Origin of the sequence: Xenococcus sp. PCC 7305 (genome assembly GCF_000332055.1) — a bacterium.
In the GTDB taxonomy this organism is placed as follows: Bacteria; Cyanobacteriota; Cyanobacteriia; order Cyanobacteriales; family Xenococcaceae; genus Xenococcus.
In genome coordinates this window covers 1-12,643 of the sequence record NZ_ALVZ01000065.1, presented here as the reverse complement: position 1 = coordinate 12,643, position 12,643 = coordinate 1, and the positions used below count along the sequence as shown (strand labels likewise).

Here is a 12,643-nt window from a genome sequence, read left to right as displayed (position 1 = left end):
GGTGACATCCTCCGCACACTGAATCAAAGATTACAGTGTGGGCTTCTTACGTGATTACACTTGCTGAGGAAACCTCAGCGTGTCTCACGCGCTTCCAACTCTCACGAATTGGGATTTCTGGATCGGCACTTATCTAGCTAAGCGATTTGCGATCGCAAATAATGATCAGTAATCTTAAGGAAATATCGATAAGCCCTTGTATAAGCTGAATTGATCATCATAACTAAAAATTGTTAGACTCTCTCTTTTTACTTGAGCAATTAATATTCGGGCAATAAGGATCTTTAATTAAGTTATGAAACATTTCCTTGACCTAGACATCTTTTATTTTGTAGCCTTGTATACAGAATGTTAAGTTATTATGGGTTAGAGAGGTCATAAAAATGAACAAGCTTGAACTTGCTCCTTCAGTTTCGAGAGTGCAATGGTGTTCTGTTCCGCTCAAATATCAATCTTATTCCCAGAACTACCCGACACCCCAACCCAACACCTGGGTAAAACTACTGGAATTACCTAGTCCCTATGCCCAGGATGAAGCTTTACTACTTTGTGAAGATACCCCCGAAACCTGGGCAGTATGGATTCCTGAGTATGGAGAAGCAACTCTTACCACTAGTCAATTTTGTCTGCAATAATATCTTGATCCCAAAGATCAATGAAGATCAAGCAATGTTTTCTTCTACTAAACGCTGGGTAGCTGCTGCTAATTCCACGGCTGCCCCCTCTGCCCAATTCCCTTCACAACGGCGATCGCCACTCAAAATGATTCTTAGAGTATAGCGATCGGGATAGCCTTCGACTTCCAGCCATAATAATTCGCTTTCTGCTTCACAAGCGATCCTTTCTTCATCCATCAATTCATTCTTGATTTGTTCCATTGTCGTGACTAATTGATGCAAAAGGCGATTGAAATCTTTTAACTCTGCAACAGTCAATTCGATCGCCCAATCATTACTCCCCACTAAACCCTGATATTTTTGGGCATTGTCATCCCATCCCACGCGCCACTGATGACCTTTTTTAATTAATTTTGACATCTTTTTATCTTTATTTCTGGTATAGATATTGTGTCATCAGAGGTTTGCAAAATGAATATCATCAAAAAGCTAACAGTTGGGCCCATCGTCGGACATGCCGATACAAACCATGTTCGCATCTGGGGAAGAGCAATTTATCAACCTCTTGCATCTAATAAACCACGTCGGACTTTTGGAGTAGCCAGAATCAGAAAAAAAGATGGCGGTAGTTATGGTGCGCCTCGTGTTTTTAAAATGAATCCTAATTTTGATATGAGCGGTGTTATTGTTTTCACCAATCTGGAGCCGAACACGAAATATACTTATCAAATTGGTTGGTTTTTCTCTGATAAAGAACCTGATGAAATTCGCTCTAGTGAAAAGTGGGACTGGCATGATGCTGATCGGGGGGAGTTTCAGACAGCAAGTGAAGATCCAAACCAAGCCAAAACTTTTGTCTTTGGCTCTTGTCGTTATTTATTACGACTTTTGAACGAAAGTTGGTTTGATGATCGCGGTGATAAGACTTTTCGCTCGATTCTAAAACAAGTTGAAGAAGGGCGAGCTTTAGACAAATTTCTGATGGTTGGGGATCAAATTTATGCCGATGATCTTAATGTCTTGGCTCCAGATAAGAAAATTGAAGAGTATTTAGCTCGCTACCGAGATGCTTTTTCTCAGCCGTACCTAAAAACTCTGATGGGTAATATATCTACTTATATGACATTAGATGACCATGAAATTGAGGATAATTGGCCCAGCAGTGCGACCCCCAAAGACATGACAGTAAAGTTCCCTGCCGCTATGCATTCCTATCGTATCTATCAGATGAGTCACAGCCCATTGCTACCCATAAGTGATACGGGAAAACTGATGGGAACACCAGAAAAATACTACTATAGTTTTTTAGATGGTTGTTGTGATTTTTTTGTTACAGATACTCGGACGGAAAGAGATCTCGAACAACAAAAAATAATTAGTGATGAGCAAATGCAGGCGTTGCTGAGCTGGTTGGATAATGGTTCTGAGCGAGTGAAATTTGTGGTGACTTCTGTACCATTTTTTCCTGATATTAAAAAAACAAATAGCGATAAATGGAGTGGTTTTAAACAACAAAGAGATCAAATAATCTCACTAATTCGCGATCGCAAAATTCCGAAGGTTGTATTTCTAGGTGGTGATGTCCATTGTTCCATGGCAGCTGAATTGGATATTAGCAAACCAGGGGAAGATTCTTGGAAAATATATTCAATTATTTCGTCTGCTTTTTTCTGGCCCTATTCCCATATGAAAGCAAGTCAATTTAACCTAACTGGCTCTGTTCCCTCTTTAGATAACGAGAATGCCTATAGTCTAGGGAAAGTCAGTCAGGTTTATTCTGGGGACAATTTTTCTCGGGTTTCTGTGTCCCATGAGCAAATTGCGATTGAGGTGTACGAGAGAAAGGGAGAGCTAATGCATTCAATTCAATACCAATTCTGACGGGCTTCGTCCTGAAGGCAGAGGGCAGATGGCAGAGGGCAGATGGCAGATGGATAAATCTAAGTAACAGAAACCATCACTCATCGAGGAATTATGAGACAATTTGTTGTTTGTGACCTGATAGATGCTAAATGTTGAATGCTACACCTTCATTACCTTTATTTGTCCTAGCTTCTGCTTCTCCTGCTCGTCGTAAACTATTGCAGATGGTGGGAATTAATCCTTTGGTTTGTCAGAGTGATTTTGATGAGTCTCAAATTACCGTTACAGACGGGGAAACTTTGGTGACAACTTTGGCTCAATGTAAGGCCGAAACTGTTAAAGATCGTTTTGATGATGCTTTGATTCTAGGTTGCGATTCGGTTTTAATGGTCGCCAATAAGATTTATGGCAAACCAGAATCACCGGAAGTTGCGATCGCGCGTTGGCAGGAAATGCGAGGAAATATTGGGGTATTGTATACAGGCCATGCTTTATTGGATCTTCGACAACAAAAACAAATATTGCGTTGTGGTATTACTAAGGTTTATTTTGCCAAGATTAGCGATCGCCAGATCAGAGACTATGTTGCGACGGGTGAGCCTCTCAAATGTGCCGGTAGTTTTGCACTAGAAGGGAAGGGGGGATTATTTATCGAGAAGATAGAAGGTTGTCACAGCAATGTTATTGGCCTGAGTTTACCTCTGTTGCATCAGATGATAGAAGCGCTGGGCTATAATGTGAGCGATTTTTGGTGAAAAGTGAAGGCAGAGGGCAGATGGCAGATGGCAGATCAATCAAAATGACTTATAATTTAGGGTTTAGAGCTTATTAATACGTCAGTTCGACGAATTTTCTTTTTGATTAAATTTCCTAAGTTGAAAAACCAAGCAATAGGCTTTTCCCTAAATCCCCAAATCCCCAAATCCCTAAATCCCCAAGTCCTTATTCAGAACTAATAAATTTTGTACTCATCGAACCCAGGTTATTAATAGTGCTTTGTGCCATCGGGCATAATTGTTCCTTGTAAGATAGCACTTTTGAAAATGGCATCTTGAATATTGGCGTCCGTTAGATTGGCACCTCGCAAGTCAGCATGATTAAGATTGGCTCCTCGAAGATTAGCTCTGGTTAAATTGGCTTGTTTTAAGTCAGCTTGATTGAGATTTGTACCTCGAAGATCCGCTTGTTGTAAATTCGCATTTCTAAAATTCGCGCGATCGCAGTTGGCCCAACGCAAATCTATTTTGATTAATTCGGCTTCTGAAAAATTAGCCTGAAATAGATAAGCTCTACTCATATGAGTCGCGATCGCTTGTACTCGACAAAAATTTGTTTTATAGCCAAAAATATTTAATAATTCTGCTTCGTAGAGATTCGCATTACTCAAATCTGCTTCACTAAGATGAGCTTCAATTAATTCGGCTTCACTTAAATTTGTACGCTGCAATTTTGCCCCAGTCAAATTAGCATGGCGCAGGCGAACTTTTCTCATCAAAGTCCCAATTAAATTGGCATTACTGAAATTGGCGTGATCGCAATTAGCATCTCTTAGATCGGCACCAATGAGATTAGCATTACTCAGATCTCCATCCATCAAATAAGCATCACTAAGATCGGCATTACTAAGGTTAGCCTCGATTAAACAGATTCCTATTAATACCGCTGCTTGTAAGTTGGCAGTGGCGAGGTCTGCACCCATCAGTTCAGCACCAGAAAGATCTGCTTGGGCGAGATCAGCTTTAGCAAGATTTGCGGTTGCGAGATCGATTCCACTAAGATTTGCCGCTTGGAAATCCAGTTCAAGATCGCTATTTTCTTCCCGCCATTGTTTCCAGTTTTTTGAACCCTGTTTTAATTTAAATAAATGCTCAGTATTTGCCATAAAATTGTTGCTAGCTGCCATTTCTATTCTATTACGGGCAAAAGACGGTTCAAAGTATATTTTTGATTATATTTCTTTGGAGGTAGCTAAATTGATAAGTCTTTGTTTAATTGGTAGCAGCTCAGACAGGGAAAAACTCCCAGAAGCTAGAAAGCTTAAGGAGTTGTTCTTTGATATTTGGTTTTGGTTTATCGGGCTTCGCCCTTGAAGGCAGACGGCAGAGGGCAGACGGCAGAAGGTTTAAATCTACTTCTTCCTTCCCACTTTGGTTTAAGACGGAAGAAGCGGGGTTCGGGAGGGGCCAAAACACCTTCTGAACAAGAGAACTTCTGCCTTCTGCCTTCATTCTTCTGCCTTCGTTTATTTCAAATGCGACTACTAAACTTCCTGAACATAAGCAGCATTAAGATCGAAATTGCCAATTCCGTTAACTTGCGCAATTAGATAATCGTTGCCATCAATAGTGGCAGTAATCTCAGCCACTGTGACATTTTGAGTGACTCCATAGGAAATGTTCGGATCTGCAGACAATTGGAAAATATCTTGTCCTGGAGCAAATCCTCTGATCTCAGCAGTTTCAATACCTAAGTCTAGAGTAGCTGAATCTACTAAGAAATTGTCTAACCCTGTAGCAAAGTCATAAGTATCAGCACCACTACCTCCAATTAAAGTATCTAGAAATAGTTCAGTGATTTGAGGATCTACCACATAATTCGCTGCCCCCATTAGGGTATCGTTACCAGCATCGCCAAACAGGCTATCAGAACCTTTTCCTCCGGCTAGAAGATCATCACCATTCTCGCCGCGCAAAACATCATTGTTAGCATCCCCATTGAGGGTGTCATTGCCATCTCCACCCAAAATTGTATCATTACCATTTCCGCCCAAGGCACTATCGTTGCCTAAGCCAGCAGAGATCTGATCATTGCCGCGACGTCCAGCAATAATATCATTATCGATTCCCGCAAGAATCACATCATTTCCGGAACCACCATCAAGATAATCAGCACCACCATTGCCAACTAAGGTGTCATTCTCTGAACCACCAAAGATTGTATCTAAGCCGGCTCCACCCTCAAGAGAATCATTTCCTTCATTTCCTTGTAGAATGTCATTGCCGACATCACCTTTAACGATATCGTCGCCTAAATTACCAAAGACAGAATCATCTCCATTACCGCCAATAATTGTGTCGGCTGCTTGTCCACCAAACATGCTGTCATTGCCCTCTCCTCCGATTAGGGAATCGCGATCGGCATTACCGAAAAGTTGATCCGCGCCTGTGCCCCCAACAAGGGTATCATCTCCTTCTGCACCAACGAGAGTATCATTGTCCTGATTTCCTAGTAGGGAGTCGTTACCAAAGTCCCCAAATAGTTTATCCTCTCCATTGCCGCCATCAATAGTGTCATTATCTTGACCACCTCGGGCCGTATCATTCCCTTCACCACCAAAAATATCATCTGCTCCAGATTCTCCTTCTAAGACATCATTGCCATTCATCCCCAGAATTTGATCGTCGCCACTGCCAGCTTTGAGGATATCGCTGCCACTTCCACCATCTAAGATATCTTGATCTGCTCCACCAAAGATAATGTCATTCCCTTCGGCGCCAATCAGCGTGTCATTGCCAGCTCCTCCAGACAAAGTGTCATTTCCTAATCCCCCATTGAGGAAATCATTGCCTGTAAACCCACCTAGATTGTCGAAGCCATCTCCTCCAGTAATTGAGTCATCTCCCTCATCACCAAACAGATTGTCATTATTATTGCCACCATCAATCGTATCGTTACCGCCAAAACCTCGGATGGTATCTTTCCCCAGCCCACCTACAATATCGTCATCGCCAGCCAAACCTATAACCGAATCGTCGCCAGCTAGCGCATCAATAATATCTGCTTCTAGAGTACCTTCTAAAATATCGTTTCCTGTAGTTCCTTGAATATTCATCCGTTAAAATACCTGTGTTAATACTGAGATAAGATTATATTTACATGGCCATTTTCACAGGAATCAATAAAATCTTTTTTTAAACTATGGTGAAGTTTAAGTGAAAGATTTTTCTTTTTTATGTACCACAGCTTTTTTCCCTGAGATACTTGGCGAAAAAAAATATTTTAACTAGAAAAAATTATATTATATTTATCTACTTCATATATTCTCGGCGCATTGTGGCAATTGCATCGATGGAAATACCTTTTGGGCAAACTGCTTCACATTCTCCATGATTGGAGCAATCACCAAAACCTTCTTGGCTCATCTGTTGGGTCATCTTGGCAACGCGTAATTTTCTTTCGGGAGCGCCTTGGGGAAGTAGGGATAAATGAGCTATTTTAGCGGCCGTAAACAGAGAAGCCGAAGCATTGGGGCAAGCAGCAACGCAAGCACCACAACCAATACATGCTGCATAGGCAAAGGCGCGATCGCTGTTCTCTTTGGCTACAGGTAAACTATTAGCATCGGGTGCAGACCCGGCGTTAACTGAAATATAACCTCCGGCACTAATAATGCGATCGAATGAGGAGCGATCGACGACTAAATCTTTAATCACGGGGAAAGCTTTAGCACGCCACGGTTCGATCACTACAGTTTCTCCATCTTTTAGCGATCGCAAATGTAATTGACAAGCCGCAGTTTGTTTTTGACTGCCGTGGGCAATACCATTAATCACCATACCGCAGGAGCCGCAGATTCCTTCACGACAGTCGTTATCAAATTCTATGGGTGTTTGGTTGGTTTTGATTAGTTGTTCGTTGAGAACATCGAGCATTTCGAGAAAAGACATATCAGGATCTAGGTCGGATACTGAGTATTCAACGAATTTTCCTGGGCTTTTGGGGTTTGCTTGTCGCCAAATTTTCAGTTTTAGTTTCATTTGAATTGATGATTAAAAATTTTCTCCGTTCCTTATCTTTGGGCAATTCTCTCTATGCAGTTTTGACACTCCCGCAGCGGGACGCGGGGGATTCTTGTCTCACAGACCAGTTACTAGATCAAACAACGTAAGTTGCTCAATCCCCGCACCTCGATCTCCACAAGCATTTTTAAAATTCACGGGCTGCCCGACCGCGACTATTCCTCGATTCTCTATCACTTTTGCTGCCGCAACATCTCTATCAAGAGTCACACCACAATATTGACAATTATGAACTCTTTGGCTGAGGTTTTTCTTACCAGTTGATAATCCACAATTTGGACATTCTTGCGAGGTGAAATCTTTGTCTACTTTCTCATAATAGACCCCAGTTTTCCAAGCGATGAATGGCAGTATTTGATTGATGAATTTTCCAATTGCCGAATTGCCTATTTGTTTGCCAAATAGTCCTTTTTGCCAAGATTTAAAGTTAATATCTTCAACAAAGATATTGTCTGTAATTGAGCAAAAATGATGAGCCAATTTATATAGCCAATCTTCTCGACGATTAGCTACTTTAAAATGTAATCTTGCTATTTTCTTTTGCAGTTTTAACCAATTATTTGACCCCTTAATTTTATTCTTTAAGCGACGCTGAAGTGATTTCAACTTTCTAGCTGCTTTTAAAACAAATTCTGGAGTCTTGATTAATTCTCCTCTAGAACTAGCAACAAAAGAACTTATTCCCGCATCCAATCCCAAACTAGTTTCTCCTGGTAGAATATCAGGAACTGATTCGGTGGAAACAAATATTATCTGAGCAAAATAGCCCGTAGCTTTTCTCACAATCCTCAGTTGCTTGGGTGTCATACCTGTGGGATATTGCCGAGATTTTCTAATTCTTAACCAGCCAATCTTAGGCAATCTAATTTTAGTATCTTTTGTCTTGGTGCGCGTTCCCTTACGCCTGTCGGCGGCGCGGGGTCGCACCGCGAGATTACTTCTTTTAATTTGAGGATAGACAAAGCTCCTAAATCTATTTTGGTTTTTAAATTTAGGGAAGCCTCGACTCTCTACTTTAAAGAAATCATCCCAGGCTTGCTCTAGTCTTTTTAAAGTAGACTGCAAGACTTGAGAATGAACTTGTGCTAAATGGGGATATTGTTTTTTAGCTTGAGTTAGATTATTGGCTTGAATATTGTAGTTAGGAAAAGGTTTATCAGCAGGTATGACATATTCTTGGACGATTGAGCATCGGTTAATTGGACTTTTTCTCGACTGTATCCAATCTTTTCTTTCCCTATGATTCCAGTTGTAAACCGCGCGACAAATATCAAGACACATTTCTAAATCTTTAATTTGTTTTTTCGTGGGTTTTAACTTGTATTCGTAGGTGAAAGATATCATCTGAAAACTAACATTCACTAATGTAATTATACTAGGTTTCGTGTTATTATTCTATGGCTGATCAAAATTCATGAGGGGCTGTCTTTCGAGGAAACCTCGAAAGTTCATATACCCCGTCCCGTCGGCGTAGCCGAGGGTCTTCTTTTAGAAGAAAGATAACAAATCATAGTTATCAGGATCGGCCTTGAGCACAAAAAGATCACCATATTGGACAACTTCCCCTGTCACCGCAACCGGATCAGCAACGATATCTAAAATACTAGAGTTGACAGCTTGACTCTGGGAATCCACAAGCAGAAAATACTCAATATTTCCTGAAGCATCGACAACTCGTAACGAAGGAGGCACACCACCACTAATGCAGCGAATAGCACAATCTCGGTGCACCTTTAACTGACCTGGTTTCATAACCCCCAAGTTACATTTCGTATCAACTATTTCCCCCGATAAAGTGAATTGACCTAACGTTTGACCCTCAAGTGAAGTCAAAGTTTGATTTTGAGGTGGCTCAATAATTTCAGGTTCAGCCTTAGAGCTCACAGCGAGCAGAGTCATACCATCACGAAAAACAGGTAAAGCTCTGATTTTGACCCAATTACCGGCAAATTCTAGGACATTCGGACTGACTGAAGCTTTTCTCGTACTAGCTAATACATATCGAGAATAAGCATTATCAGCATTAGTATTTCCTGGTCGTGGAATCATTAGATGGGGAACCGGCTTATCCATCAGAAACCCTTCATATTCACGAAAACCAGTGTAACTTCCTGTGGAATATTGATTATGAATTGTGGGCAGCACAACCGATAAAACTACCACTACTACTGCTATTATCGGCACCAAAACCCAGAGAAAACCCCGAATCTTCGGCGGAATTGTGGGACTAAACCCCTGATAAAATTCATCTGTGGTCGGTATTTCATTATCTGATCGCAAAATATCTTCTCCTTCTATCTAATTAATCTTTACCCATTACCCATTACCCATTACTTATCAAGGCTGGCTCAACATAAGTCCCTGGCCGATTAGGCGAAGCTTTGACAAAAATGCGATCGCCAACCAGCTTAACATCAAAGTTCGGCACTTTTTCGGTGAAGGGTGGTGGGGAAGCACCAGACTCGGGGGCATATTGATAACCATGCCAAGGACAGGTAATGCAACCATCAATAATTTTGCCTTCTCCCAAGGGGCCATTTTGATGCTGACAGGCATTAGAAATTGCCGAAATTTTGCCGTCATATTTAAAGACTGCTACCCGTTCTCCTGCGATCGCAACCACTTTAGCTCGATATTCTGGGATATCATCAATTGTGCCCACTTCCACAAAATCTTCCTCATCAGGAAACAATAAATTTTGATCCTTGCGAAATTCTTGGAATCCTGCGATTAGATGCAAACCGACAATCCAAACCATCCCCAAGCCAACAATCACTACGAGTAAAGAATTAGTATGAGCTTGCAAAGCACCCAAAACCACATGACCAACTAGCAAACCATAGGCGAGGTAGACAAACATATGAAGCGCTTTCCAAACTGGTGCGGTGAGATTTGCCAACCAAAAGTCATGACTAGTGGCCGCCATGACAAAAAGAATAATTAATGCCAGCAACCCCAAAATTTCAAAGGGAAAACGAATGAAATCAAAAAAGTTTAAATTACTAATTAAAAGACTAATATAGGGATCAGTATCTCCTAATTTGTGGTACCAATCAATTGCTAATCGAGCATGATTTGCTGCCAGCAAAAACATCGTGACCCCCAAATGGCGACGATTAAAAAGTAAGGGCAAAAATTTTGTATTTAAACGAGCAAGGGGTCCAATGGAGAGGATGACATGTAAAAGAATAATAGCGGCCGAACCATAGGCTCGAATATTGACACCCTTGATATCTACATCAGGATCAATCGACTGACTAATAAAAACAAATAGATAAATGTATAAGGCCAAACAGACGAATAAGATAGCATCATAAATGACGATCTGTTTCGTCCAAATAACTGGTTTGTATTTTACACCCACTGTTCAATTCTCCTGACAAACAAAAGGTTGCTCACTATTTTGTACACAAAGCGGAAATACTGCGGCGATCGCGTTATACCCCTGACTATAGAGAACCAATGCGCCATCTTGCTGTAACGCTTGCGGTGGCAAATCGAAAATATAGCGAGGGTTTTGGTCAATGTTACTGGCTTTTCCTGGTAAAGCACCTAATAAAATCATCGAATCATCAATTTCGGTGGTAGTTTCTTGACTGGTCTGCCAATATAAAAGCGGATCGGGAAATTTCAAGACTGATTGGGGACTCACAACTAAGGTCACTGATTCATTATTATTGTTCAGAGTCACAATCGACAGTTCGAGGGAAATTTCTGAGTCAAGAACCTTCGGGAAATCAGCAGGGTTAATCACAGCAGAAACTTGCTTACTTGTAGTTGAATCATTGGGAATTTCTGCCAGCGCGGTTATTGGCGATCGCAAACCAGGAACTAATGATTGATTGGGAATGTCTGAAAAGGGACGTGCCACAATACCCCAAATAAAGACTATCGGCAAAACAATAGCTAATGCGATCGCGCTATAAAAATGGATTTTTCTTCTTTCTAAGATCATGAATATTGCTAATGGCTAATTGCTAATTGCTAACTGTTTTTAGCAAGTTTTCTATGGGCGTTATTCTCTAGGGGTTTACCTTTACCGCGCAATAATCGCACGACAAACAGCGGCCAGAAAGCACAGACTCCTGGGGAAAGTAATAGTCTCAAACCAATGCCATCAAAAATATTCCAGAAACCCCAATCCCATTTTGTCTCGGCATCAATTCGCTGGACTCCGAAGAGCAGAAACGGGATCGTAAAGATTAATCCGGCAATTAAATACAGAGATCCCAAATTTATGATTTTTTGAGCGATCGCGATCGCGGTACTGTTCATCAAGCTATCTCTTATATAGGAGAGTTATCTTTTAGGAGTATAGACGAAGTTATTATCGAATATTTTGCTGACTTCAAAATTTAAATTAGTTGAAGCAAGTGGCAATTCAGCCTTCAAGGATCTTTAAACTGTTTATTTGCAATTAATTTTACTTGCAGGTTGCATAGAAATTTGAGGGCTGAAAAACAGTTGTGTTACCATTTCGATAGTTATTAATCCCGTGTCAAAATCTTATACTAAATCCAATTGCCATAACCCCTTTATTATTTTAATTTTATTAAAAATCAGCAAAGGAAATGAGTAGTATTACTATTGATTTAAATTCCATAATTAAACTCAATGAAGCTCAATTTTATGAACTTTGTCAAGCGAATCCTGATGTAAAGTTTGAACGTAATGCGGAGGGAGAATTGATTATTATGTCACCGACAGGGGGAATAACTGGAAGATACAATGCAGATATCATTACAGATTTAAATATCTGGAATCGACAAAAACAATTAGGTATTGTATTTGATTCTTCAACAGGCTTTAAACTGCCTAATGGAGCAAATCGTTCTCCCGATGCAGCATGGATTCCCTTAAAAAAATGGAATCAATTAAGTTTAAAACAACAGGAAAAGTTTGTTCCTCTCTGTCCTGATTTTGTCATTGAGCTGCGTTCTAGCTCTGATCAGTTACAAGCTTTACAGGAAAAAATGAATGAATATAAAAATAATGGGACTTTGTTAGCTTGGTTAATCAATCGTCAAGATAAGCAAGTAGAAATTTACCGCCAAGGACAACCTAAAGAAATATTAAATCAACCTGATGCTTTATCAGGAGAAAATATTTTGTCTGATTTTGTGTTGAATCTCGAATCAATTTGGTAAAGTATCTATTAAAATTAGTTATTAGCTATTAGCACAACCATTTCCTGATTTTATTAAATTAAAGAGCACTGAAAAACCTAGTGGACGCGGGCGTAAATAAGCTATCTATCAACGAAGGGCAAAAAGCTGATGTATCAAGACTTATTACTCATTACTTATTACTTATTACTTCCGCGCAGCGGCACTAGTTCCTGAGTTAATAGTCAATGTTTAATTT

Annotated in this window: 13 protein-coding genes; 4 read left to right on the top strand and 9 right to left on the bottom strand. The window is 40.4% G+C overall.

The genetic code is table 11. From position 1 onward, the window contains the following. Nucleotides 1-383: 383 nt before the first annotated feature. Entirely contained in the window at nt 384-635 is a 252-nt protein-coding gene (locus XEN7305_RS01805) for a hypothetical protein (RefSeq protein ID WP_006507611.1), read from the top strand. A 27-nt stretch (nt 636-662) separates the two neighbouring features. Here the strand turns inward: XEN7305_RS01805 and XEN7305_RS01800 are convergent, their stop codons facing one another. Next, complete coding sequence (locus XEN7305_RS01800; RefSeq protein WP_006507610.1) at nt 663-1,037, bottom strand: DUF1818 family protein; 375 nt, start codon at nt 1,035-1,037, stop codon at nt 663-665. 51 nt (nt 1,038-1,088) lie between these two features. Between XEN7305_RS01800 and XEN7305_RS01795 the strand changes: the two genes are divergently transcribed. Both XEN7305_RS01795 and XEN7305_RS01790 read left to right on the top strand, forming a co-directional pair. After that, nucleotides 1,089-2,498: an alkaline phosphatase gene (locus XEN7305_RS01795; RefSeq protein ID WP_006507609.1), complete on the top strand. Its 1,410-nt coding sequence runs from the start codon at nt 1,089-1,091 to the stop codon at nt 2,496-2,498. A gap of 131 nt (nt 2,499-2,629) precedes the next feature. Next, nucleotides 2,630-3,235 carry a nucleoside triphosphate pyrophosphatase gene (locus XEN7305_RS01790; RefSeq protein ID WP_006507608.1) on the top strand — a complete coding sequence of 202 codons (606 nt, stop codon included), beginning with the start codon at nt 2,630-2,632 and terminating at the stop codon, nt 3,233-3,235. Nucleotides 3,236-3,465: 230 nt separating this feature from the next. On the opposite strand, the gene XEN7305_RS01785 is transcribed toward XEN7305_RS01790, so the two are convergent. From XEN7305_RS01785 to XEN7305_RS01745, 8 genes are all read right to left on the bottom strand, one after another. After that, entirely contained in the window at nt 3,466-4,383 is a 918-nt protein-coding gene (locus XEN7305_RS01785) for a pentapeptide repeat-containing protein (RefSeq protein WP_006507607.1), read from the bottom strand. A gap of 357 nt (nt 4,384-4,740) precedes the next feature. Beyond that, nucleotides 4,741-6,312 (bottom strand): calcium-binding protein, encoded by a 1,572-nt coding sequence (locus tag XEN7305_RS01775; protein ID WP_006507606.1) that lies wholly within the window; start codon nt 6,310-6,312, stop codon nt 4,741-4,743. A 196-nt stretch (nt 6,313-6,508) separates the two neighbouring features. Continuing rightward, nucleotides 6,509-7,237, bottom strand: a complete 729-nt coding sequence (locus XEN7305_RS01770) for a succinate dehydrogenase/fumarate reductase iron-sulfur subunit (RefSeq protein WP_006507605.1) — start codon at nt 7,235-7,237, stop codon at nt 6,509-6,511. Between the two features lie 99 nt (nt 7,238-7,336). Further along, nucleotides 7,337-8,623, bottom strand: coding sequence for an RNA-guided endonuclease TnpB family protein (locus XEN7305_RS01765; RefSeq protein ID WP_006507604.1), 1,287 nt, complete (start codon nt 8,621-8,623; stop codon nt 7,337-7,339). A 144-nt stretch (nt 8,624-8,767) separates the two neighbouring features. After that, nucleotides 8,768-9,559: a hypothetical protein gene (locus tag XEN7305_RS01760; RefSeq protein WP_006507603.1), complete on the bottom strand. Its 792-nt coding sequence runs from the start codon at nt 9,557-9,559 to the stop codon at nt 8,768-8,770. 43 nt (nt 9,560-9,602) lie between these two features. Beyond that, entirely contained in the window at nt 9,603-10,643 is a 1,041-nt protein-coding gene (locus tag XEN7305_RS01755; protein ID WP_006507602.1) for a Rieske 2Fe-2S domain-containing protein, read from the bottom strand. 3 nt (nt 10,644-10,646) lie between these two features. Further along, nucleotides 10,647-11,234, bottom strand: a complete 588-nt coding sequence (locus XEN7305_RS01750; protein WP_006507601.1) for a hypothetical protein — start codon at nt 11,232-11,234, stop codon at nt 10,647-10,649. 29 nt (nt 11,235-11,263) lie between these two features. Further along, the gene (locus XEN7305_RS01745; RefSeq protein ID WP_006507600.1) at nt 11,264-11,554 is read right to left on the bottom strand and encodes a hypothetical protein; all 291 of its coding nucleotides are present in this window, start codon (nt 11,552-11,554) and stop codon (nt 11,264-11,266) included. A 296-nt stretch (nt 11,555-11,850) separates the two neighbouring features. Between XEN7305_RS01745 and XEN7305_RS01740 the strand changes: the two genes are divergently transcribed. Next, the gene (locus tag XEN7305_RS01740; protein WP_006507599.1) at nt 11,851-12,426 is read left to right on the top strand and encodes a Uma2 family endonuclease; all 576 of its coding nucleotides are present in this window, start codon (nt 11,851-11,853) and stop codon (nt 12,424-12,426) included. Nucleotides 12,427-12,643 lie beyond the last annotated feature (217 nt).

What these genes read in the sequence shown, in the direction of transcription:
- XEN7305_RS01790 (WP_006507608.1), top strand. Translation starts at nt 2,630, where the DNA reads ATGTTGAATGCTACACCTTCATTACCTTTATTTGTCCTAGCTTCTGCT.
- XEN7305_RS01740 (WP_006507599.1), top strand. Translation starts at nt 11,851, where the DNA reads ATGAGTAGTATTACTATTGATTTAAATTCCATAATTAAACTCAATGAA.
- XEN7305_RS01800 (WP_006507610.1), bottom strand. Translation starts at nt 1,037, where the DNA reads ATGTCAAAATTAATTAAAAAAGGTCATCAGTGGCGCGTGGGATGGGAT.
- XEN7305_RS01765 (WP_006507604.1), bottom strand. Translation starts at nt 8,623, where the DNA reads ATGATATCTTTCACCTACGAATACAAGTTAAAACCCACGAAAAAACAA.
- XEN7305_RS01795 (WP_006507609.1), top strand. Translation starts at nt 1,089, where the DNA reads ATGAATATCATCAAAAAGCTAACAGTTGGGCCCATCGTCGGACATGCC.
- XEN7305_RS01805 (WP_006507611.1), top strand. Translation starts at nt 384, where the DNA reads ATGAACAAGCTTGAACTTGCTCCTTCAGTTTCGAGAGTGCAATGGTGT.
- XEN7305_RS01750 (WP_006507601.1), bottom strand. Translation starts at nt 11,234, where the DNA reads ATGATCTTAGAAAGAAGAAAAATCCATTTTTATAGCGCGATCGCATTA.
- XEN7305_RS01770 (WP_006507605.1), bottom strand. Translation starts at nt 7,237, where the DNA reads ATGAAACTAAAACTGAAAATTTGGCGACAAGCAAACCCCAAAAGCCCA.
- XEN7305_RS01775 (WP_006507606.1), bottom strand. Translation starts at nt 6,312, where the DNA reads ATGAATATTCAAGGAACTACAGGAAACGATATTTTAGAAGGTACTCTA.
- XEN7305_RS01785 (WP_006507607.1), bottom strand. Translation starts at nt 4,383, where the DNA reads ATGGCAGCTAGCAACAATTTTATGGCAAATACTGAGCATTTATTTAAA.
- XEN7305_RS01745 (WP_006507600.1), bottom strand. Translation starts at nt 11,554, where the DNA reads ATGAACAGTACCGCGATCGCGATCGCTCAAAAAATCATAAATTTGGGA.